Source organism: Lebetimonas natsushimae, from assembly GCF_002335445.1.
Classification (GTDB): domain Bacteria; phylum Campylobacterota; class Campylobacteria; order Campylobacterales; family Nautiliaceae; genus Lebetimonas; species Lebetimonas natsushimae.
Genome location: NZ_BDME01000001.1, coordinates 341,594 through 364,012, shown reverse-complemented (window position 1 = coordinate 364,012; position 22,419 = coordinate 341,594). Strand labels below are relative to the sequence as shown.

The following is a 22,419-nucleotide window of genomic DNA, read 5'->3' as shown; positions in this document are numbered from 1 at the left end:
ATTATTCTCCGTAATTTTTTATAAAATTTTCATAATATTGCTTTATTTTTTCTCTTAAATCCTCATACTTTTCATATTCATCATTTTTTATGAAATATTTACTCTGTATAAATTCGTTTATTATTTTTTGATTTTTTAAAGTTTCTACAGGAATTTTCTGAAGCATTCCCTGTTTGAAGATATTAAAAATTAACAAAATGGTTTTTGCAATTTCCATCTGTTTTTCAGTCGAACAGAATGCATCCACCTCATCAAAGGCATTTTGCTGTAAAAAAGCCTCTTTTATAATTTCTGCAATATAAACGGTTAACTTTTCTTCTTCGGGCAAAGATTGAATTCCTAAAAGTTTAACAATTTTTTGAAGCTGCTCGTCTTTTGAAAGAATGTTGTTAAACTCCTGTCTGATTTCACTCCAATTTCCTATTTTTTCCCACCACTGTTTTAAATTTTCAATATAATTGGAATAACTGTTCAAGTAATTGATTGCAGGATAAAATCTTGCATTTGCAAGTGTCTTATCAAGAGCCCAGAAAACGCTTGTAAATCTTTTGGTATGCATTGTAATCGGTTCTGAAAAATCACCTCCCGCGGGGGAAACTGCACCTATTATACTTAAAGAACCAATCTCCTTATTTACTGTTTCAATTTTTCCTGCCCTTTCATAAATAGAAGCGATTTTTGACGAAACATCAGCTGGATAACCTTCTTCCATAGGAAGTTCACCCATTCTGCTGGAAAGTTCTCTCATAGCTTCCGCCCATCTTGAGGTGGAATCCGCCATTAAAGCCACACTATATCCCATATCCCTAAAATATTCACCTATGGTAATGCCAAGATAAATTGATGATTCTCTGGCGGAAACGGGCATATCTGAAGTATTAGCTATTAAAACAGTTCTGTTCATTAAAGGCTGTTTATTTCTAGGATCAACTAATTTCGGAAATTCTTCCAAAATTTCAGTCATTTCATTCCCTCTCTCCCCGCATCCTATATAAATTATAACATCCGCATTACAATATTTTGCCAGTGTTTGCTGCAAAACGGTTTTTCCTGTTCCAAACCCCCCGGGAATTGAAGCACTTCCGCCTTTACTTATAGGAAACATAAAATCTATAATTCTCTGCCCTGTAATTAATGGCTCGTCTAAAGGTATCCTTTTTATTTTATTTGTAATTCTTAAAGGTCTTTTTGTAAGCATTCGAACACTGTTTTCTCCAACTCTCGCAATAATTTCTTTTATATTAAAATCCCCTTCTTTTAAATCCTCTATTTTACCTTCAAATTCACTTAAAATTTTATATATAAAATTATTATCCTCCACCAACCCTATAATCTGCCCTCTTTTTATATATTCACCGTTTTTTACAGAAGGTTTGAAATAATATTTTTTTTCCATATTTAAAGGAAAAGATTTTGCTCCTCTTACAACTCTTTCTTCTAAATTAAACAAGTTCCTTTGAATTCCGTCATAAACACTTCCCAATATTCCTGGGGCTAAATACGCACTTAAAAGGGAAGAAGTCAATTTTACATTTTCTTTAAGTTTAAGAGATGTGGTGTCTTCATATACCTGGATTGTAATTTCATCTTTTGTAACCCTTATAATTTCACCAATTAATTCCTTTTTTCCTACATAAACATATTCATTCATTAAAGGATATTCATTTTCATACCTTGCATTTACAATAGGTCCGTTTATTGAAGTAATTTCTACCATTTTAAACTCTTTAATTTATTTTCTATAATTTCATTAAAATCCAAAACAATGTTTTTTCTTTTATATTTAAAAATAACCGTTTCTAATTTATGCTTTTTAATTACAAACTTTGAAGTAATATTTAAATCCTCAGGAATAAACAGTTCACCCTCTGAATATTCTTTTTCAAGTTTTTTAACAAAACAGTTTATTAAATAATTCTTTTCTTTTTCAATTTTTTCCATAATCAAATTTTTCATAACATCATATTTTTTCTTAAAATAACTATTATACAAATCAATATAATGTTTAGTAATTTGAAGTTTTTCTGTTTTTATCAGTTTTTCATATTTTTCTTTTAACAGTTTTTTTTCTGTAGCAATATCAAGCTGCTTTAAAAATTCTTCTTTTTCTTTTTTGATTTTTATTTTAGCCTCATTTATCTTTTTGTCTCTCTCTTCCACAGCTTCTTTTAGAGTTTCTTCTTCTAAAAACTTAAAGTCTGATTCCAAGAACATTTGAAAGATACCTTTTTATATTTTCATTTAAATATGTTTTTTCAAAAGAAGGGACAAACACAATAGAGGGCACGGCTTTTTTCTTGCTAAAGTGGGAAAAATTTTCTTTAAAAATTTCATAATACCTGTCTGCAATAATAATTAAACCGACATCTTTATCTTTAATTATTTCTTTGAAATCTTTTTTAAAATCGCTAACTTCCAGTGTGTCTATTCCGCAAAGAGAAAAACCGATACACTCTTCTTTTATTCCTAAAAAAATTATTTTCATATTTTCCCTAAAATCATAATTGAAACAATAAGACCGTATATTGCTATACCTTCAGCCAAACCTAAAAATATCAAAGCTTTAGTTGAAATTTCAGGTTTTTCACCTATTGTTCCCATAGCGGCCGCACCTACAAGCCCTACCGCAATACCTGCGGCAATACTTGAAAGTCCAACTGAAAGTGCAGCGGCGATATATGCATATGCATTATCATCTGCGAACATTAAAACAGGCAACAAAAACAAAATAATTTTAACTCCCAAACGGTTTGTATTCATATCCTCCTCCTTCATAAAATCTTTTAAAAAACTCATAATACTCAAGTCTTAATGTTTGAATAAAAACAACAACCCCTTCCAATATTATAATAAAAATATTACCCAAAACAATAACAATCCAATATCCGCTCTCATTTAACATTCTGGCAATACTGAAAATAGCCATAAATAAAGCAGCGTGAGCAAGGGCAAAAGCACCGGCCCTTACAAAAGAAATAGTATTTGTAATATTTTCCAAAAAAGCAATCAATACTTCAAAAAATGATTCAGAGGTTTTTTTACTCTCATAAATCAAATGCCCCAAAAACACAGCTGCCAAAACAAAAAGTATAGCCAAATCTATTTTTATGGAAACATTAAAAACAAACATTTTTATAGCAATCCAGATTAACAACATATAAATTATAAAACTCACAATTCCATTTTCACCCCAAATTAATTTCTTTAAATTATTCTTTTTATAATTGGTAAACATAAAAATAAAAAAACCCAAACTAATAATAAAAACACCGGCTGCGATACTGATAACAATAAGAGAATTTATATTTTCCAACGGGGAAAATGTATGAAAAATTTCAAATCCGAAACAATGGCCATATATAACACCGAAAATCATTGATGAAATTCCGCTTAAAAAAAGAATATTGCCAAATAATGATTTTTTAGACAAAAAATAACCCAAAACTGCCAAAACAAACCCCTGCCCTATATCCCCAAACATTAAACCGAACAAAAACAAAAAAACAATGGCAAATGCAACTGTCGGATTTATTTCATAAGGTTTTGGAAGTGAATAATTCTTTACTAAAAGTTCAAACGGTTTAAAAATTTTAGGAGTATTTAAAAGAATGGGCGCATCAGTATAATCTACTTTTTTTGAAATTAAAAAAGGAAGTTTTTCAAATTTGCTTTTTGGAATCCATCCTTCTAAAATATAAAATCCGTCCTTTTGCTGTAAAAAACTTTTTACATCATAAATCTGATATAAATATTTTAAATGGGAATAAACTTTTATTAGTTTTTCTTTCTCTTTTTTGATATCTTCTTCAAGGACTGTTAATATGTTTTTTTCTTTTTCGATGTCTTCTTTTTTTAATAAAAACAAATCTTTATTTATTGTAAGAATTGAAAATTCTTTTAAAACTTCAAAAATTTTATCATGTTTTTTAGGCGGTGAAATAAATACAGTGTAAACATTGTTGTTTTTTATTTCATAAACAGAAAGAATATTGTAATTCAACATTAAAAATTTTATTTTTTCAAAATGTTCAACAGGTAGGTTTGCACATTCAAAAGTTAAAAATTTCAAAGAATTCAAAAATTCTTTATCTACTTTTACAATATCTAAAAAAGTGTTTAATTTGTCTAAGTTTTCCTCTTTTCTTAAAATTTCTTTTTTTAAATTTATATATTTTTCAAATTTTTCAGAAACACCCATTAAATATTTTTCAATTTCATCAATCGTAAAATTTTCTTTTTTTGCATTAACAGGAGGAGCCTGGGAAATTGAAATATATTTTTTTGCAATCATAAGTAAATTTTTTATTTTATAAAATTCTTCTTTGAAAAGTCTGTTTTCTTCTTTTTTTATATGTAAAATCTTTTTTTTAATTAAAAAATCCAAAAATTCATCTATCTTATCTTCGGGAATTTTAAAGGTTACTTTATACATTGTTTCAGGGAAAAGCATTACACAACCATTTTTTCAATTTCTTGTTTATCTAAGGAATATTTTAATCCTATGATAAACGAAGAAATGTTTTTAATCTCTTTTTGTTTAATCTGCAAAAACACAAAAGGCACTGAAAGCTTAAAAGGATATCCATACCACACTTGTTTTAAAGAATCATAATAATTATTAAAAATCGCTTTTTTAACCAGAGAATAATCATTAACATTCAATCCCAGCTTACTTGAAAAATCGTATAAATTTTCTGATGATGCTATTTCTTGAAGTTCTTGTAATGATTTGTTTCCGTATGGAATAAGATATGCGAAAAATTTTTCTATTTTAAGAGAATAAATTATTTTATATTTCAGAATAGTGATTAAATTAAGAACATCAATATAATTTTTTATTATTTTTTCTATATCTCTTTTGTCATTTTTTGAAATTTTTAAAATGGCTTTTTTTAGATCATCAATATTCGGATTTTTTTCAAAAAAAAAGAGGGTAAATAAATGTTTTTCATTTTTATTTAGATTTTTTGTTATTTTAAAAAATAAATTTAGATAATATTTTTCTAATGAGCTCAATAAATCATCGCTTTTTGGAGAAATTAAAAAATTTTTATAAACAGTTGTTTGAAGCAATGAATACAAATCAGAGAGATTATTACACTCAAAAAGTTTTTCTTTTGAAATTTCTTTTGTTTTAAGACTCCTTACTAAAGCATTCACATATGCATATTTTAATGCAGACATAATTCTTCTTTTATATTTTCAAAAATTTTATTACTCTGTTTCTTTTCATCAAAATTCAAAAAATTTAATTTTTTTTCATACTTTTTACTTATTTTGTTTTTATAATTTTCTATTTCTTTTTTCATTTGTTTTTGTAAAAATTTTTCATATCTCTTAATATTTTCCTGAAAAGATCTAAAAATTTCCTTTTTTTCTTTTTCCCATTGTTCATACATAACAGAAATCTCATTGTTTGCATCGGCAATTATTTTCAAAGCTTTTTGGTCTAATTTTAAAATATTTTCAATATTCATAAAAATACCTTCTTTATTATCCTTAATTATATCTAAAATTCAACCTCTTGCTTTATTATTATAATATTCCTCCAAAAGTTCATAACTCTCTTTTACCCTTCTAAATTTCTTATCATATATTTTCCTGATAAGCTCAGGTTTTGTTCTGTGCAAATCCGGATGATATTTTTTTGCAAGACGCCTGTATTCTTTTTTTATTTTATCCCATTCATATATATTACTTACTCCAAAAAGCTCAAGTGCATTTTTAATTTTTGTCAAATAATCTTTTACAGAACCTTCAATACTAAAACCTTTAATACTTTCAAATTCTTCCTTATTTACCCTAAATACAACTTTGTATCCCATAACAGAGCGTTTAGAAATAAGAGCTGATACCAATCTTTTACTCTCTTCATTAAGGGAAATTATTATTTTATCTTCAAAAATATCTAAAATATCAAATAAAAAAATCCCTTTTATATAATCAAAAACCTTTTTATTGGGATTTGCAAAAAGAATTTCAAACTCTTTTGAAGAAATTTTTCTAATTGTTATATAAATAGCGTTTTCATCAAAAGTAAGCTGATATTTTTTTATTTTTACAATACAGTTTTTTTTAAAATTTAATATAAGTTTTTTATAAGTAGCTTCATCAAAATTTCTTCTTTTTTTATACATATTGGCAATTGCATTAACGAGTATTTTATGTTTTTCTACATTTTCCCTGTCATAATATATTTTATACTCGTTATCGTTTATTTCAAGTTTATTAAACGAAAGTCTTATAAATTCTATAAAACCTTTTATTTTAAATCTTGAGTCTATAACAACTTCAATATTTTCCCCTATCTTTATTTCAAATACTCTGTCATCCATTTTTTCTTGCTATTATTAAAGTTGCGACAGGAAAAATAAGTTTTTGTTTTTCCAAAATTTTATAACCTTTTAAATTTTTTAAAATATTCTCTTCATTAAGTGAAACTATACTTTTCCCAAGCAACTTATATTCCTCTTTCATTCCAAGCATTATTCCCGCAATTAAAGGCACTATTTTATTCATATACCACATAATCAATTTTGCTATTAGCGAATCATTTTTTACCATTTCAACAATGGCAAAATACCCACCTTCTTTTAAATGCCTGGTTAAATTTTCCATTCCTTTTTGCAGATTATCAAAATTTCTAAGTCCCATAAAGGAAGTAATTAAATCCGCTTTTTCATCAATGCTAAAATTCTCAGCCGTATTCTGAATAATTATATATTCTTTTTTACCTTTTTTTAGTTTTATATATGGTCTTTCCTGAAACTGAACTTCAAATTTTTCTTCAATAAATCCATCTTTTTTAAATTTCTCAACCATTATTTTTACCATTTCAGAGCTTGGTTCAATAAAGTAAATTTTGTTAAATCCCGTTTTTGACATCTCACCTGTAGCACTTGCCACATCTATCATAACACCGTTTTTTATAAACTTTTTTATTTTTCTTATAAACATCCATCTCCAAAGCTCTTCTATCCCAAAACTGACTATTTTTGTAGCCAAATCATAACGGCGGGCAAGTTTATCGTATATTTTTACATCCATCATTTACTCCACACAATAAAATCATCTCTTTTTTCTATATGCATTATTTCAATTTCATCATCACTTTTAAAGTTATTTCGCATAAACATCTTAGGAGAAATTACAAAAACTTTCCAATCCACTAAATTTTTAAGTTCATTATAAAGATTTTCACCGCCCTCTACCATTATAAAATTGTAATCATTAAGTCTATCTAAATTATCCTCAATAAAAATGTTTCTTCCATTTACATTAAAAAGAGGAATACTTTTATCAAAATTTTTATTTTTTGAATAAATCAAAACATCCGGGGCTTTTCCATTTATCCGTCTGCTATCAAGTGTGGGTCTATCAATCCTTACGGTATTTCCGCCAATTACTAATAAATCAATTTTATCCCTTATCTGATGCACCCAGTTTAGTGAAGATTCAGAGCTTATATATCCCCCGATAATTACTCCGTTTAGACTTTGAGCCAGTTTAAAAAATATAAATTTATCTTTACTCCATTTGATAAAAGGCTCAATCAAATCATAGCACCTCTTGTCATTTACAACATCTACTTCAATTCCTGCATTTTTAAGTATCTCTACTCCGCCACTATGCTCCTTAATAGGGTCAAGCCATCCAATAGTTATTTTTTTTAGTTTTAAAATAGAGAGTAAATTCGCACATGATGGGGTTTTTCCAATATGAGAGCAGGGCTCAAGAGTTACATAAATTTCAGCATCTTTAAAAAAATTATTATGATTTTTAATTAAAAATTCGTGAATTTCTTTTGCAGTTTTCAGTTCCGGGGTCTTATGAAAAAAAGAAAAGGCTTTAAAAAGGGCATTTACCTCAGCGTGAGGCTCACCTGCTTTTTTATGAGCATCTACAAAAATTTTATTGTTAACTATTACACTGCATCCGACAGCAGGGTTTGGATAGGTTAAAAGCTGGTATTTCCAGGCTTCATCAATTGCAAGGCTTAAGGCTTTTATTTTAGGCCTTTGTAATTATTCCAATCAATATATGTTTTTGCCTTTTTAATATCGTTAAAATGAACTTTTTTATTTCCTATTTCTGCTATATCGTCATTAAAACTTTTTAAAACACCTTTTATTTTTTCACCCTCATTGGTGGTAACTTTAACCCTCTCACCTATGCTTTTTGAGAAATGCTCTTTTTTGGTAAGTTTTCTCTCAAGTCCAGGCGAGCTTACTTCAAGAAAATATCTGTCATGAATTGGCTCTTCCACGTCAAAAATAGGTGAGAGCATATTGTTTATAGCTTCACAGTCATTTAAATTAACACCACCCGGTTTTGTAATATAAATTCTAAAATATTTATGTCCGCCCTCTTCTGTTATATCAATATCATAAAGCTCACATCCGTAATTTTTAACAGTTTTTTCAATAATATCTTTTAAATTACTCACCTTTTTCCTTTTTTATTTTTTCAAACAATTCTTCCATTTTGTTTTCCTGTTCTAATAAATCATCAAAAGTAAAAGAGAGATTTGGCACTTTAAACCACCCTGTCGATTTTAAGCAGTAATTTTGAATATAACCCCTTGCCTGTTTTAGCTGTTTAAGGGCTTGGCGCTGTTCGTTTTCATTTAGATAACTTTTTTCAAGATAAACTTTTGCGTCGCTTCCGTCCCTACTGCATACAACATCCACAACGCTTAAGCCTCTGATTCTTCCATCATTCATTTGGGAAAGAGCCTCCGGAATTACCTCTTTAAGTAAAGATTCTTTTCTTTGGACTTTAATACTTTTACCCATTTTTATCCTTCAAAAGAGGCTTTCTCTTCAATTTTTTGATAAGTCTCAAGTATATCACCAACTTTAATATCATTAAAACCTTCAATCATAATACCGCACTCAAAACCTTTACCGACTTCTTTAACGTCATCTTTAAATCTTTTAAGAGAGGCCAGTTTTGAATCATAAATTACAACACCGTCTCTGATAACCCTTACAAAATCTCCCCTGTGAACAACACCGTCTTGTACATAACATCCTGCAACTGTTCCTACTTTTGGTACGTTAAATGTTTCTCTAACTTCCACAGTTGCTGTAACTTCTTCTTTTACTTTAGGAGTCATAAGACCGCTTAAGAGTTCTTTCACATCATCAAGCAAATCATAAATAATTGAATAAGTTCTAATTTCAATTCCCTCTTGTTTTGCTTTAGTTTTAGCTCCGCTTGTAGGTCTTACGTTAAATCCTAAAATAATGGCTTTAGGTTCACTCGCTTTTGCCAAAATTACGTCATTTTCAGTAATAGCCCCGACATCACTGTGAATTACATCAACTTTAACTTCTTCATTTTTAAGTTTAGAGAGACTTCCTTTAATAGCTTCAACACTTCCCTGGGTATCAGCTTTTACTATTACAGGCAGTTTTTTAAGTTCACCTTCAAGTATCATTTTTTGCAAGTCTTCCAAAGTAGCTTTGGTTGATTTAGATTTTTCTCTCTCTTCAAGGAATGTTTTCCATTTATCCGCTGTCTCTTTTGCTAGTTTATCACTTTCAACCACTACAAGCGTATCCCCTGCAATAGGTGCTTCGTCAAATCCTGTAATTTCTGCAGGTTCTCCTGGTTTTACCTCTTTTTTCTGTTTTCCAAGGTCGTCAATTATAAGTCTAACCCTACCGTATGTAATTCCACATACAAAACTGTCCTGTTTTTTAAGTGTTCCGTTTTTAACAATTACAGTTCCAACCGGACCTTTTCCTTTTTCAATTCTGCTCTCAATCACTACTGCTTTCGCAGGACATGTCGGGTCGGCTTTTAGTTCCATAATTTCAGCCTGCATCAAAATAGTCTCAAGCAAATCATCAATTCCCTCACCTGTTTTTGCAGATACATGAACAAATTCATACTCACCACCCCACTCAACTGGAGTAATTCCCATCTCAGCTAATTGAGATTTAACTAAATCTGGATTTGCATCTGGTTTATCAATTTTATTTACAGCAATAATAAACGGCACTTCTGCAGCCTGAGCGTGTGCAATAGCCTCTCTGGTTTGCGGCATAACACCATCATCAGCAGCTACTACGATAATTGCAATATCGGTAACCTGAGCACCTCTTGCTCTCATTTCTGTAAATGCTTCGTGTCCTGGTGTATCAATAAATGTAATTTTTTTACCATCTTTTTCTACCATATATGCACCAATATGCTGAGTAATACCTCCCGCTTCTTTCGCTGTTATTCTTGAATTTCTTATTTTATCAAGCAGACTTGTTTTACCATGATCGACATGCCCCATAATTGTAACAATCGGCGGTCTTTCTTTAAGATTCTCTGAATTAGCACATTTTTCATCATATTTTTTAACATAATCAAATTCGGCAAGAGGATCGTATACCTCAACTGGTACTCCAAATTCTTCCGCTAAAGTTTCAATATATTCTTCACCTAGGAAATCATTTTTGTCTCTTTCTTCTCCAAGTTCCCTTAACGCTGTAATTACCTCTTCAAGGGATTTCTTAATCAAATCCGCAAATTCATGCACCCTGACTTCTTTAGGCACTTTAATAATTTCTTGTTTCACTTCTTTTTTCTTCTTTTTCTTTTTCTTGATACCTTCTTTTGTCAAGCCGCCTTCACTTGCTTTTTTTCTTCTATTGATAACAGATTTAACGGCTTTTTTCTCTTCTTTTTTATTTTCAGTAATTGTTTTTTTGGTTTTAACTTTATCTTGAATTTCATCGTCTTTCATTGAAATGTCATTAAAATATAAATCCAAGAGTTCAACCTGATTTTCTTCAATAACATCCATATCAGCCAAATCAACATTAATGGTTAATTCTTTTTCCTCTTTTTTAGGTTTTGTTACTTTTTTGGCTTCTTTTTTCTTTTTAGTTTCTTTTGCTCCTGTTGGTTGTGGCGCTTTTTCTTCTTTTACTTCCTGAATTTCAGGTTTTTCTTTTACTTCAGGTTTTTCCTCTTTTCTTTTTACAAGCGTAATACCCTGTTTTGTTTTTTTAACCAAATCATTAAATGTTTTTCTTCTGCGTCTTGGTTTTTCTTCTTTTGATTCTTTTATTTCTTTAGTTTCAATTTTTTCTTTTTTAATTTCTGTTTTTTCTTCTTTTGTTTCACTCTTTTTATCTTTATTTAAAAAATATTCCTGAATTTTAGCTGCTTCAAGCGGAGTTATCTCTCCTCTTACTTTTGCTTCGATTCCCAATTCTTTTGCAAGTTCAACCACTTCTTTTGCTTTAAGTCCCATTTCTCTAGCAACCATTGATACTTTAATTTTCAAATAAACTCCTTTTCTTTAATATAAAATGGAAAATGGAAAAGTTTTTCTTTTGCTTCATTTTTGGTTAAATTACATAATTTAGAAATGTAATTAATAAATTTTTTTGAATTTATACATTCTCTGCATACATAAAAACTTCTTCCTCTGCCTGAAAAACTGACTAACTCGCCGTTTTTACACTGCAATCTGTATAAATTATCCTGCCTGTCTCTTTTTCTGCAGGCAACACACATACGTATTTTTATATGTTTTCCATTTTCCATTTTATACTTTTATTTATTTAATTATATACTTTAACTCCCAAATTGTCAAAATTCAGGATTTTAACATTAAAATCTTTAAAATTATCTTTAAGCGCTGCATAAATGCTGTATGCATCGTCTTTATAAGCCAGATTAAAAAATGTGGAACCACTGCCGCTTAAAGTGGACATTAAAGCACCTTCTCTTAAGGCAATTTCCCTTACCTTGAAAAGATCCGGTACCAGTTTCATTCTGTTTTCCTGATGGATTTTATCTTCAACTATATATTTTAAAATATCAAATTTTTCGGAAAAAAACGCTGCTGTAATCATAGATGAAGACGAAATATTGGCAACTACATCTTTTAAGGGATATGTTTTTTTTAATGCTTCCCTGCTTCTTTGGGTTGAAATTGGCCTGTTAGGTATAACAATTACAGCCCTGAGATAAGTCGGAATAAATTTCTTTAAAAAATAAACCCTGTTTTTTCTGAGTTTTGCAACACAAAAACCGCCAAGCGTTGCCGGGGTTATATTATCAGGATGCGGTTCGTAATTTAAAGCCAAATTTATAATTTTATCTTTTTTATACGGAACCTGAGCAGCCTCATAAGCGGCCGTAATTGCAGCGATTATTACGGCTGAACTGCTTCCAAGCCCACGTGAAAGAGGGATTTTATTATTAAATTTAAATTTAAATTTCGGTTCCTTGTCTGTTAAATATTTATAATGCTCGGTAAATATTTCAACAAAATAATTTCTTGGAAGTTTTTTTAAAAAATCTGCATTTTCACCGTAAATTTCTATTTCTTGTTTTTCACTAGGGATTATTTCTATTTCATTTCTTAAATTTAATGCAAGTCCTAATGTATCAAAACCAGGACCCAAATTTGCACTTGTAGCAGGAACTGTTATAACCATTTAAACCTTTCATACCGCATTTAATACATAAAGAGGGGTTACATCTTCTGAAAAATCAGTTTTATTTAAGATTTCAGGCAAAAAAAACTCCCCTTCTTTTAAATTTTTTTTAAGCGTTATTATACCTTCTTTTTTTATAAAATAACTTTTTCCGACAGCTTTTATTGGCTGATTTTTATTAAAATAAAACCCGTCTGCCGCTAAAAATTTTATACCTTTTGCAATCTGGAGTGTTTTAAAAAAAACGAAAGAAAGTTTTATAGACATAAAACTGCCGGGACCTTTTGAATAAATAATAGAATTTATTTCATATTTTTTTAAAATTTTATCAAAAATTACTGGCAGAATGTCACTCGTTAACCCCTCTTCTTCAATACTTTCAATCAATTTATTATTTTTATAAATACCAATTTTAAGAGGTTTTGAAACAACTATTGCAACAACATCAACTAAAGGCTTTTGCAAAAACCATCTCCTCTTTGGAAAATTCAACTATTTCATAAGCATGCTCTTTGAAAAGTTTTAATGTTAATAAATGATTTAGATGATGACCGCTTGCAAACGCTTCGTATTTACCGATAAAATTAGCTCCAAGCAGACTCATATCTCCGATTGCATCTAAAATTTTATGTCTTACAAATTCATCATCAAATCTTAAATTGTCGTTTAATATACCTTTATCATCCAAAACAATCGCATTGTCCAAACTCCCCCCAAGCGCCAATCCGATACTTCTTAAATACTGAACTTCCCTTAAAAACCCAAATGTCCTGGCCCTTGCAATTTCTTCTATATAATTTTTTGTGGAAAAAACAAATTCTCTTTTTTCCCTTCCAATTACCGGATGGTCAAAATTTATTTCAAAATCAAAAATTATTTTTTCACTGGGTTTAAGTCTGGCAAATTTTTCCCCATCTGTTATTTCCACTTCTTTTGTAATTCTCATAAATTTTTTAGGTGTATTTAATTCTTCAATACCTGCTTCTTGCAACATCATGACAAAACTTATTGCACTCCCATCCATAATAGGCACTTCATCATTATCAACAATTATTCTTAAATTATCTATTCCAAAAGAATAAACGGCACTCATTAAATGCTCTATTGTGGATACAACAACTCCATCATTTCCTATTACAGTAGCCATTTTTGTATCCACAACACTTTCAGGTTTCAAAGGAATTGTAATACCTTTATCACTTCTGTAAAAAACTATCCCGCTGTTTTCTGCTAATGGTTCCAGTCTCAATTTTACAGGGACCCCTTTATGAAGTCCGATTCCTACAGCTTCAACCGGTTTTTTTATTGTTCTTTGTTTCACTCTAATTCCTTTTTGCCACTTTTAGTAAAAATCGTCAACTTATCAATTTTTCCAATATTTTCACCTCTAAAAATTATATTTCCTCTGTTTTTTTTGACTATCAAATAATCCCCTTCACAAATCACACTGCCTTCACATTCACCAAAAATTTCGACATTTCCGGAACTTTTGATTTTAGCCCCGGCATTTATTCTGTTTAAAAAAATAAGATTTTCATCAGTTTCTATCTCAACACCGGCTCTTATAATTTTATCATAAATTTTTGTATTAACTCTTTTTTCTATCAGTTTTTCTTTTTCAATTATTTTTATTTCTTTTGTTTTTTCCTTACTGAAAGTAAACATATTATTTTCAATAAAATAATTTAAATTTTTTTCTTTCAAAAACTTTTCAATTTCTTCATTTTTTTCTTTTAATAAAAAATAATAGTTTTTAACCAGTTCATATTTTGAATTAACAACATTTTTTAGATTATTAAAATCCTCAACTATAAACGCCCTAATTGTTTTTTGCTTCATTTACCAATAAGCCTTTTTGATGAATTGATTACATTAATAATATTGGTTCTTATCCAGTTTCTGTCCAACCACTCAAGCGGATTTACTGCAATTCCCTGAATATAAATTCCAAAATGTAAATGGTCCCCCAAAACTCCTCCGGTAGCACCTGTTCTGGCTATTACCTGACCTCTTCTTACATTATCCCCCACTTTTACTTTAAATTCCGAAGTATGGGCATATAATGAATAAAGTCCGAGTTTATGATAGACAATTAACGTATTACCGTAAATACCTATCCATTTGGCTGCCACGACTTTTCCAAAATTACTCGAATAAATTTTAGCCCTTTTTATTTTAGCAAGATCTATTCCTTTGTGAATTGCAAAAGAAATATCTTTTCCTTTATATATATAATGTCTTTTTTCCCCAAATCCTGCTTCTTTAGCACTTCCTGGAAGCGGGTTGAATCTTGCAATCGAAAAAGAATTTATTTTATCTTCATATACTTTATGTGTAAGATTAAAAATTTCCTCTTCATTTAATTTTCTTACATATTCATTTTCTTTTTTAAAAATTTCCACAGGATCATTTGGAACATCTATATTCATTCTTTTTAAAACAGTCATCGCCTTATTTTTTATGTAATTGTCTGTTATATAAATTTTCTTAGTAGGATAACGGTATTTTTTCCAATAAAGTGGAATATGGGCTATAGACTTATTTCCGGCAAAATCAACTGCAACCAAATTGGCATCAAATGTTTTTTCCTCAACCGGCCATGCAATAAGTGCAGCATAATAATTTTTTTTATAAAATGGAGTTAATTTAAATCTGTATTTATTATTTACTAAAATATAAGCATCTTTCAAATTATCGTCTGCTACTTTTACCACTACTGCTGCACTTCCGCCGTTGCCTATTGCATAAGAATTATTCACAATCTGGGCATCAGGGGCAGTGGTATCTACTTTTAAAACAACTTCTTTTTTAGCTTCATTTCCGGCAAAAAAATGCCATTTTGAAGTATCCACGGCATCAACAATTAATTTAACTTCTTTAGCCGCAACTTTAGGCAGTTTAATATCTATACTTATATTTTTACCTAAATCACCGCTGTTTTTAATTAAAACTCTGGCATTTCCATCAGCCACTAACGTTACAGTGTAATCCTTAATTCCGCTGTTATCACTTATATTAAGTTTGAGAGGGAATTTTAAATTGGTAAATCCGTTTGAATCAATTTCAATTTTTGGAGGTTCTTTTTCAAACATCGGAGAAAAATAAACAAATCCTACTGCTGTTGCAATAATTATTAAAATTAAAACCCACAATTTTTTCATAAAATTTCCTTTATGTCATTTTTAAGAATTTCTTTAACTTTTTGAAAATCAAATTCCCTAACGGTGGCCCCGGCAGCCCTAATATGACCGCCCCCTCCGTATTTTACGGCAATTTTGCTTACATCCGCATAATTTTTACTTCTAAGAGATATTTTAATCCCTTCGTCTTCTTCTCTGAGCAGACACGCAACTTCCACTGTAGCTATTGCCCTAACACTGTTTACTATTGTATCTGTATCCTCTTTAATAGCACCTGTTATTTCCATCATCTCTTTTGTAACTTCAACAAATGCGGCTTTACCATCACAACAAAGCTCAATAGTATCATACGCTTTAGCAAGAAGTCTGAGTCTTGAGAGTCTGTCTCTTTGAAAAAGCATTTTGGCAACATAATCGGGACTGACTCCGCATTTTACAAGCTCAGCAGCCATTTCAAAAACCTTCTCATTTACACTTTCATACTGAAAACTTCCTGTATCTGTAACCAATGCTGTATACATACAAACAGCGCTGTTTTTATTAATTTCTATATTATTGGCTTTTAACATATTATATATAACCTGAGAAGTTGATGCGGCATTTGGTTCTATTAAATTTAAATCTCCGTAATTTGTATTTGAAATATGATGGTCTATATTTATAAGAAAAGAGGGTTTTTCAGGAAGTCCCAATCTGTCAAAACTTCCGCAGTCAAATGATACTGTCAGATCTATTTTTTTAGGCAGCCTGTCGGTTATTTTGTTAAAATTAGGTAAAAAATCCAAATACTGGGGCAGAGGTTTTGAAGCATTAAAAACTGTTACTTTTTTATTCATTTTTTTTAGAACCGGATATAAACTGAGAGAACTTCCCAACGCATCACCGTCAGGATTAACATGGGCTATTAATAAAATATTATCTGAATTTACTATTTTTTCCCAAATTTCTTTGTATAAATCCATATATTAGCCTTTTTGATGGAATTATAACAATTTATTACAAAAAGTAACAAAATTGATTTATATCAATTTCTTTAAGCAAAACTTAAGCTTTGTGTGTTATATTTCTATTACAAAAACAACAAAGGAGTTAAAATGGCAGTAAAAATTACTGATATCTGTATTAACTGTGGGGCATGTATCGATGAATGTCCTGTAGAAGCAATCGTAGATGATAGCGAAAACCCAACAGGAGAAGAAATTTATTATGTATATCCTGATAAATGCGTAGAATGCGTTGGATATTATGATACTCCGGCATGTGCTGAAGCATGTCCAACTGAGGGATGTATCGTTTGGGATGAATGCAAACCAGGACAAACTTGCAGAGAAGACAGAGGAGAACCAGGAACTCCTGTAATCGAATAATTTATACCTCTTCTTTTTTTCTTCATTTTTTTGTATAATTCCTCTCTAAAAAGCTAAGGAGAAATTATGGAACAAACACTTTCAATCATTAAACCTGATGCTGTGGCTAAAAATGTTATTGGAAAAATTATTGACAGATTTGAAAGTAACGGTCTTAGAATTGCAGCTATGAAAAAAATAAAATTAACCAAAGAAGATGCTGCTAAATTTTATGAAGTGCATAAAGAAAGACCGTTTTTTAACGATTTATGCGAATATATGAGCAGCGGACCGGTAGTGGTTATGGTGCTTGAAGGTGAAAACGCTGTTAAGAAAAACAGAGAGCTTATGGGTGCGACCAACCCTAAAGAGGCAGCACCAGGTACAATCAGGGCAGACTTTGCTGAAAGTATTGAAGCCAACGCCGTTCACGGTAGTGATTCACTTGAAAACGCTAAAAAAGAAATTACATTTTTCTTTGCTGGCAGGGAGATTTTATAATTGAATATTCAAAAAAAAATTGACAATATTCAGTTTACAGGCGAGAGCAAAAAAGAAGGTGATATTTATTTAGTGGAAGGTAAAATAACCGGCTTTGTTGAAGTTGAGTGTATTAAATGTTTAAATACATTTAAAAAAGAGATAAATGAAGATGTAAAATTCAAGGTTGTAAAACCGCCTTACAGCGGTTTTGATGAAGATTATGACATTATCGAACAGGAAAAATTTGATTTAGATGAAATAATAAAAAGTGAAATAGAAAGCCTAAAACTTGATTATAACATTTGTGAAAAATGTCAAAAAGAAGAATTTAACAAAGAATTTTAAGGAGAAAAAATGGCAGTTCCAAAGAGAAGAAACTCTAAAACAAGAGCGGCAAAAAGAAGAACGCATTATAAAATCAGATTATCAAGTGTAGTTAAATGCAAACATTGTGGGGCATATAAAAGACCTCACAGAGCATGCCCTAGCTGTGGTGAGTATTAATGAGAATAGCTATTGACGCAATGGGAGGGGATTTCGGTCCCCAGCCTATAATAGAAGGTGTTGTTGAAGCTCTAAAACAAAAAGATTTTATTGCATATCTTGTAGGCGATGAAAACAAAATAAAACCTTTAGTGCCTCAAAATTTACTTAAAAAAGTTAGATTTATAAATAGTGAAGATGTTATTGGAATGCATGAAAATGCCACTGATGCGGTAAAGAGAAAAGAATCCACTATTTATAAATCTATTGAACTTCTTAAAGAAAAGCAAGTAGACGCGGTTGTCTCCGCCGGGCACAGCGGTGCTACAATGAGCCTTGCCACTCTTAGACTTGGAAGAATCAAAGGTATTAAAAGACCTGCTATTGTTACATTTATGCCTAATATAAAAAGATCATATACACTTGTTTTAGACGTAGGTGCCAATGTAGACTGCGATGCAAATAACCTTTATCAATTTGCTTTGATGGGAGAAGTATACGCAAAAGTAGTACTCAATAAAGAAGCTCCTAAAATTGGACTTTTAAGCAATGGAGAAGAAGACTCTAAAGGGAATTCTGTAACAAAAGAAACATTTAAATTATGCAAAGCTCACTGTGATTCATTTATTGGAAACGTCGAAGGCGGAGATATTTTCAAAGGTGAAGTGGATGTTGTTGTTTGCGACGGATTTGTAGGAAATATTGTTTTAAAAACAAGCGAAGGTGTGGCTGAGACAATATCTACTCTTATAAAACAGGAAATTTATTCTTCAGGAATTTTTCAAAAAATCGGAGCATTGTTGTTAAAACCGGTGTTTAAAGGCTTAAAAAAAGCCACCGACTATGCCGAATACGGAGGTGCACCTCTTCTTGGTGTAAACGGATGTGTTATAATAAGTCATGGAAAAAGCAATAGTAAAGCCATTAAAAACGCAATATTCCAGGCAATAAAATATGTAGAAAACGATGTGACAAAAAAAATTGAAAATTCTTTAAAGGTTCATTAATGTATGCAAGTTTTAAAAGTGTTGGTGCATATGTGCCTCCAAAAATTTTAACAAATAAAGATTTAGAAAAAATAGTAGACACGACAGATGAATGGATAACAAAAAGAACAGGTATAAAAACCCGTCATATTGCCCAAAACGAAGTAACCAGCGATTTGGCTTACAAAGCTGCTGTTAACGCATTAAAAAAAGTTAACATGAATGCAGATGAAATTGATATGATTATTGTAGCTACAATTACACCGGATTATTTTACAATGCCATCAACTGCATGTGTTGTAGCTGAAAAATTGGGTATTACAGCCGCTGCTGTCGATATAAGTGCAGCATGTACAGGTTTTATTTATGCTATGGCTCATGCAAAAGCTTTTATAGAAAGCGGAATGTACAAAAATATTTTAATTATTGGAGCTGAGACACTAAGCAAAATAGTTAACTGGAAAGACAGAACCACCTGTGTTTTATTCGGAGACGGAGCCGGTGCTGCAATAATCAGTGCTACTGAAAACAAAGAAGAGGCAATTATGGATATTGATATAAATGCCGACGGAAAATATCAAGATTATTTGATTACACCGGGCCGAGGTGTAAAATACGGATGTGAAACTGAGCGAATCTGGTTGGAAATGAAAGGAAATGAAACTTTTAAAGTTGCAGTAAAAACACTTTCTCAATCTGTAACGGACATTTTAAAAAGAAACAATATGACAAGTGATGATTTAGACTGGTTTATCCCACATCAGGCAAATTATAGAATAATAGATGCTGTAGCAAGGGCTATTAAAATGCCAAGCGAAAAATCAGTTTTAACGGTTCATAAATACGGAAACACATCAAGCGCATCCATTCCTATGGCTATAAACGACTTATATCAGGAAGGTAGAATCAAAAAAGGCGACATAATGCTTTTAGATGCATTTGGAGGCGGCTTTACATGGGGAAGTGCAATAGTCCCTTTTAATCTATAAGTTTACTTTCAATTTCATCCAAAGCCAATAATATATTTTCTTGAACTTCAGGCACATGTGAATAAGCTAAGGAATATCCTATTTTTATACCGTCCACTTCAAATTCATCCAATGCTTTTTTAATTCTTTCAACAATTTTTTTTGTAATTTCCAATTCAGTAAATGTTATAATTTTAAATCTGTAATCATTCCTAAACACAAAATCTATATCCCTAACTAAATTCATTAGTTTTGTTGCCATTGCTTTCAATATATATTTTACTTTTTCTTCACCATATAAACCTTCTATAATTCCAATATTTTTAATATCAATAAAAATTATTCCCAAAGGTTTGTCAAAATCTTTATATTCTTCTATTAATACCTGAAAATATTTTTCATTATAAACCCCTGTTAAAGAATCTTTAATAATAATATCGGCAATTTTGGAACTGATTGTTTTAAAAGAAATTTCACCTATTAATTGGTTGTTTTTTATTACAGCTGCTTTTTTTACATTATTTGAACGCATATAATAATAGGCATCAATAACATTGGTATTAAATTCAAGAACATATATTTTTTTCGGATTATTTTTTATATAATCTATTACTTTAATGTTTAATTCATCAGTTAAAAAAATATCTAATAAATCTATACTGTCAAAAAAATACACAGGATATTTGTTTTTTGTAATATATAATGAATCACTTTTATATTTTAGAAGATAACTTATAAGCTCTTTTATCGAAACTGTTGTAAGGAAATCATATTCTTTAAACAAGACAGGTTCGATATACTTTTCAATAATCATTTTATTCCTTGAAGAATTTAATATGCATTATTGTAGCATAAAATTTTACTTTATGGTATAATTTCATTTCAATTCCAAAAAGGAGAAGCTATGCCTAAAATGAAAACCAACAGAGGGGCGGCTAAAAGATTTAAAGTTAAAAAAAGTGGAAAAATTAAAAGAGGAAGTGCTTTTAGAAGCCACATTTTAACTAAAAAATCAAAAAAAAGAAAAAGAAATCTTAGAGCCCCAAAATATGTAGCAAAAGCAAATATCAAGGAAGTTAGAGAACTTCTAGGAATCTAGTGTAGAAGTGGCCAAGTGGGCGAAGACCCCGCCAAAGTGCTAAGTTGCATATGTTGCACGCCAAAAAATAAGGAGAGATAATGAGAGTAAAAACAGGAACTGTCAGAAGAAAAAGACATAAAAAAATATTAAAAATGGCAAAAGGCTTCTACTCAGGTAGAAGAAAACATTTCAGAAAAGCAAAAGAACAGGTTGAGAGAAGTTTAGTATATGCTTTTGGAGACAGAAAACAGAAAAAAAGAGATTTTAGAAAATTATGGATTGTAAGAATCAATGCCGCATGTAGATTAAATGATATAAGTTATTCAAGATTCATAAACGGACTTAAAAAAGCTGGCATAGAACTTGACAGAAAAATACTTGCCGATTTAGCTATGAACGAACCAGAAGCATTCGCCGCAATCGTTCAAAAAGCTAAAGAAGCACTATAAGGAGAATTAAATGAAAAAAGGTATCCATCCAGAATATATGACTTGTACGGTTACATGCACATGCGGACATACATTTGAAATTCTTTCAAACAAACCTACTTTAAGAATCGAAGTATGCGATAAATGCCATCCATTCTATACTGGTCAGGAAAGAAACTTAGATACAGGCGGTAAAGTAGATAAATTTAAGAAAAAATACGGTTTAAAATAATTGGTCTACTTTATTCCAACTCCAATTGGAAATTTAGATGACATTACAAAAAGGGCTTTTTTAGCCCTTGAAAATGTTGAAATTATTTTCTGTGAAGACACAAGAGTCACCAAAAAACTTTTAAATTTATTAAATATTCCCTTAAATAAACATTTTATTTCAATGCATTCTCACAACGAATTAAAAATCCTTTCAAACTTAGATATTAATATGCTTAAAACAAAAGAATGCGCTTATGTTTCAGACGCCGGAATGCCCGGAATCAGCGACCCTGGAAGCAAACTGATACAGTTTTGCCAGGAAAATGAAATCCCTTACACTGTACTGCCGGGACCAAGTGCTTTTGTAACGGCATATGTAGCAAGCGGATTTGAGGGAGAATTTTGTTTTTATATGTTTTTACCGCACAAAGGAAAAGAAAGAACTGATAAATTAAAAGAAATTATGAAGTCAGGTAAAATTGCCGTGCTTTATGAATCTCCTCACAGAATTGCAAAACTGATTAAAGAAATACAAGATATAGATAGTGAAAGAGAAATATTTTTAGCAAAAGAAATTTCCAAAATACATGAAACATATATAAAAGCAAAAGCAAAAGATATTAAATTAGACAATACCAAAGGTGAATGGGTAGTAATAATAGATAAAACAGATAAAACAAAAACTTTGAATTTAACTTATGATGAAATAATAAAACTCAATTTACCACTAAAAGAAAAATCAAAACTTCTTGCAAAAATTTCCGACAAATCTCAAAAAGAGATATATAATTCACTTTTGAATAATGGATAATTGAAAATTAAAATGTAAAATTAATGTA

Annotated in this window: 31 protein-coding genes; 10 read left to right on the top strand and 21 right to left on the bottom strand. The window is 30.2% G+C overall.

Annotated elements, in window-relative coordinates; genetic code table 11:
- Nucleotide 1: 1 nt before the first annotated feature.
- The 20 genes from LNAT_RS02110 to LNAT_RS02015 are packed head-to-tail and all read right to left on the bottom strand — an operon-like array spanning nt 2 to nt 16,554.
- Complete coding sequence (locus LNAT_RS02110) at nt 2-1,717, bottom strand: V-type ATP synthase subunit A (protein WP_096258275.1); 1,716 nt, start codon at nt 1,715-1,717, stop codon at nt 2-4.
- Entirely contained in the window at nt 1,711-2,214 is a 504-nt protein-coding gene (locus LNAT_RS02105; RefSeq protein ID WP_096258274.1) for a hypothetical protein, read from the bottom strand. Before LNAT_RS02105 ends, LNAT_RS02110 begins: the two co-directional genes overlap by 7 nt.
- Nucleotides 2,192-2,485, bottom strand: a complete 294-nt coding sequence (locus LNAT_RS02100; protein ID WP_096258273.1) for a V-type ATP synthase subunit F — start codon at nt 2,483-2,485, stop codon at nt 2,192-2,194. Before LNAT_RS02100 ends, LNAT_RS02105 begins: the two co-directional genes overlap by 23 nt.
- On the bottom strand, nt 2,482-2,760 hold the full coding sequence (locus LNAT_RS02095; RefSeq protein WP_096258272.1) for an ATP synthase subunit C: 279 nt from the start codon (nt 2,758-2,760) through the stop codon (nt 2,482-2,484). The genes LNAT_RS02100 and LNAT_RS02095 overlap by 4 nt, the downstream gene beginning before the upstream one ends.
- The gene (locus LNAT_RS02090) at nt 2,735-4,450 is read right to left on the bottom strand and encodes a V-type ATP synthase subunit I (RefSeq protein ID WP_096258271.1); all 1,716 of its coding nucleotides are present in this window, start codon (nt 4,448-4,450) and stop codon (nt 2,735-2,737) included. The genes LNAT_RS02095 and LNAT_RS02090 overlap by 26 nt, the downstream gene beginning before the upstream one ends.
- A complete protein-coding gene (locus LNAT_RS02085) occupies nt 4,450-5,184 on the bottom strand; it encodes a V0D/AC39 family V-type ATPase subunit (RefSeq protein WP_096258270.1) in 735 nt (244 codons plus the stop codon). The genes LNAT_RS02090 and LNAT_RS02085 overlap by 1 nt, the downstream gene beginning before the upstream one ends.
- A complete protein-coding gene (locus LNAT_RS02080) occupies nt 5,172-5,477 on the bottom strand; it encodes a hypothetical protein (protein WP_096258269.1) in 306 nt (101 codons plus the stop codon). Before LNAT_RS02080 ends, LNAT_RS02085 begins: the two co-directional genes overlap by 13 nt.
- 39 nt (nt 5,478-5,516) lie before the next feature.
- Entirely contained in the window at nt 5,517-6,335 is an 819-nt protein-coding gene (locus tag LNAT_RS02075) for a DnaJ domain-containing protein (protein WP_096258268.1), read from the bottom strand.
- Nucleotides 6,328-7,050 (bottom strand): class I SAM-dependent methyltransferase, encoded by a 723-nt coding sequence (locus LNAT_RS02070; RefSeq protein ID WP_238593965.1) that lies wholly within the window; start codon nt 7,048-7,050, stop codon nt 6,328-6,330. Before LNAT_RS02070 ends, LNAT_RS02075 begins: the two co-directional genes overlap by 8 nt.
- Nucleotides 7,047-8,009 (bottom strand): bifunctional diaminohydroxyphosphoribosylaminopyrimidine deaminase/5-amino-6-(5-phosphoribosylamino)uracil reductase RibD, encoded by a 963-nt coding sequence (ribD, locus tag LNAT_RS02065; protein WP_096258266.1) that lies wholly within the window; start codon nt 8,007-8,009, stop codon nt 7,047-7,049. The genes LNAT_RS02070 and ribD overlap by 4 nt, the downstream gene beginning before the upstream one ends.
- Nucleotides 8,006-8,428: an LSm family protein gene (locus LNAT_RS02060; protein ID WP_096258759.1), complete on the bottom strand. Its 423-nt coding sequence runs from the start codon at nt 8,426-8,428 to the stop codon at nt 8,006-8,008. The genes ribD and LNAT_RS02060 overlap by 4 nt, the downstream gene beginning before the upstream one ends.
- 10 nt (nt 8,429-8,438) lie before the next feature.
- Complete coding sequence (gene rbfA / locus LNAT_RS02055) at nt 8,439-8,795, bottom strand: 30S ribosome-binding factor RbfA (RefSeq protein WP_096258265.1); 357 nt, start codon at nt 8,793-8,795, stop codon at nt 8,439-8,441.
- A 2-nt stretch (nt 8,796-8,797) separates the two neighbouring features.
- Entirely contained in the window at nt 8,798-11,290 is a 2,493-nt protein-coding gene (gene infB / locus LNAT_RS02050; protein WP_202970416.1) for a translation initiation factor IF-2, read from the bottom strand.
- Nucleotides 11,287-11,553 (bottom strand): YlxR family protein, encoded by a 267-nt coding sequence (locus tag LNAT_RS02045; RefSeq protein WP_096258264.1) that lies wholly within the window; start codon nt 11,551-11,553, stop codon nt 11,287-11,289. The genes infB and LNAT_RS02045 overlap by 4 nt, the downstream gene beginning before the upstream one ends.
- A 17-nt stretch (nt 11,554-11,570) precedes the next feature.
- Nucleotides 11,571-12,452, bottom strand: a complete 882-nt coding sequence (thrB, locus tag LNAT_RS02040; protein ID WP_096258263.1) for a homoserine kinase — start codon at nt 12,450-12,452, stop codon at nt 11,571-11,573.
- A 9-nt stretch (nt 12,453-12,461) separates the two neighbouring features.
- A complete protein-coding gene (locus tag LNAT_RS02035) occupies nt 12,462-12,917 on the bottom strand; it encodes a hypothetical protein (RefSeq protein WP_096258262.1) in 456 nt (151 codons plus the stop codon).
- Nucleotides 12,898-13,773: a UDP-3-O-acyl-N-acetylglucosamine deacetylase gene (lpxC, locus tag LNAT_RS02030; RefSeq protein ID WP_096258261.1), complete on the bottom strand. Its 876-nt coding sequence runs from the start codon at nt 13,771-13,773 to the stop codon at nt 12,898-12,900. The genes LNAT_RS02035 and lpxC overlap by 20 nt, the downstream gene beginning before the upstream one ends.
- Nucleotides 13,770-14,291, bottom strand: coding sequence for a septum site-determining protein MinC (locus tag LNAT_RS02025; protein ID WP_096258260.1), 522 nt, complete (start codon nt 14,289-14,291; stop codon nt 13,770-13,772). The genes lpxC and LNAT_RS02025 overlap by 4 nt, the downstream gene beginning before the upstream one ends.
- A complete protein-coding gene (locus LNAT_RS02020) occupies nt 14,288-15,613 on the bottom strand; it encodes a M23 family metallopeptidase (protein ID WP_096258259.1) in 1,326 nt (441 codons plus the stop codon). Before LNAT_RS02020 ends, LNAT_RS02025 begins: the two co-directional genes overlap by 4 nt.
- Nucleotides 15,610-16,554, bottom strand: a complete 945-nt coding sequence (locus tag LNAT_RS02015) for a DHH family phosphoesterase (RefSeq protein ID WP_096258258.1) — start codon at nt 16,552-16,554, stop codon at nt 15,610-15,612. The genes LNAT_RS02020 and LNAT_RS02015 overlap by 4 nt, the downstream gene beginning before the upstream one ends.
- Before the next feature lie 132 nt (nt 16,555-16,686).
- On the opposite strand from LNAT_RS02015, the gene LNAT_RS02010 reads away from it, so the two are divergent.
- The 6 genes from LNAT_RS02010 to LNAT_RS01985 all read left to right on the top strand — a co-directional run bounded on the left by LNAT_RS02010 (nt 16,687) and on the right by LNAT_RS01985 (nt 19,879).
- Complete coding sequence (locus tag LNAT_RS02010) at nt 16,687-16,959, top strand: 4Fe-4S dicluster domain-containing protein (protein ID WP_096258257.1); 273 nt, start codon at nt 16,687-16,689, stop codon at nt 16,957-16,959.
- Between the two features lie 66 nt (nt 16,960-17,025).
- Entirely contained in the window at nt 17,026-17,439 is a 414-nt protein-coding gene (ndk, locus tag LNAT_RS02005; protein ID WP_096258256.1) for a nucleoside-diphosphate kinase, read from the top strand.
- Nucleotides 17,440-17,766 carry a YceD family protein gene (locus LNAT_RS02000; protein ID WP_096258255.1) on the top strand — a complete coding sequence of 109 codons (327 nt, stop codon included), beginning with the start codon at nt 17,440-17,442 and terminating at the stop codon, nt 17,764-17,766.
- 9 nt (nt 17,767-17,775) lie between these two features.
- Nucleotides 17,776-17,925 carry a 50S ribosomal protein L32 gene (rpmF, locus tag LNAT_RS01995; protein WP_096258254.1) on the top strand — a complete coding sequence of 50 codons (150 nt, stop codon included), beginning with the start codon at nt 17,776-17,778 and terminating at the stop codon, nt 17,923-17,925.
- Complete coding sequence (gene plsX / locus LNAT_RS01990) at nt 17,925-18,911, top strand: phosphate acyltransferase PlsX (protein WP_096258253.1); 987 nt, start codon at nt 17,925-17,927, stop codon at nt 18,909-18,911. The genes rpmF and plsX overlap by 1 nt, the downstream gene beginning before the upstream one ends.
- Complete coding sequence (locus LNAT_RS01985) at nt 18,911-19,879, top strand: beta-ketoacyl-ACP synthase III (protein ID WP_096258252.1); 969 nt, start codon at nt 18,911-18,913, stop codon at nt 19,877-19,879. Before plsX ends, LNAT_RS01985 begins: the two co-directional genes overlap by 1 nt.
- Here the strand turns inward: LNAT_RS01985 and LNAT_RS01980 are convergent.
- Nucleotides 19,869-20,672 (bottom strand): diguanylate cyclase, encoded by an 804-nt coding sequence (locus LNAT_RS01980; protein WP_096258251.1) that lies wholly within the window; start codon nt 20,670-20,672, stop codon nt 19,869-19,871. The genes LNAT_RS01985 and LNAT_RS01980 overlap by 11 nt on opposite strands.
- A 90-nt stretch (nt 20,673-20,762) precedes the next feature.
- On the opposite strand from LNAT_RS01980, the gene rpmI reads away from it, so the two are divergent.
- From rpmI to rsmI, 4 genes are all read left to right on the top strand, one after another.
- Entirely contained in the window at nt 20,763-20,957 is a 195-nt protein-coding gene (gene rpmI, locus LNAT_RS01975; protein ID WP_096258250.1) for a 50S ribosomal protein L35, read from the top strand.
- Nucleotides 20,958-21,034: 77 nt separating this feature from the next.
- A complete protein-coding gene (rplT, locus tag LNAT_RS01970; RefSeq protein ID WP_096258249.1) occupies nt 21,035-21,388 on the top strand; it encodes a 50S ribosomal protein L20 in 354 nt (117 codons plus the stop codon).
- 10 nt (nt 21,389-21,398) lie between these two features.
- Complete coding sequence (gene rpmE, locus LNAT_RS01965) at nt 21,399-21,599, top strand: 50S ribosomal protein L31 (RefSeq protein ID WP_096258248.1); 201 nt, start codon at nt 21,399-21,401, stop codon at nt 21,597-21,599.
- A complete protein-coding gene (gene rsmI, locus LNAT_RS01960) occupies nt 21,600-22,391 on the top strand; it encodes a 16S rRNA (cytidine(1402)-2'-O)-methyltransferase (protein ID WP_096258247.1) in 792 nt (263 codons plus the stop codon).
- Nucleotides 22,392-22,419: the final 28 nt, after the last annotated feature.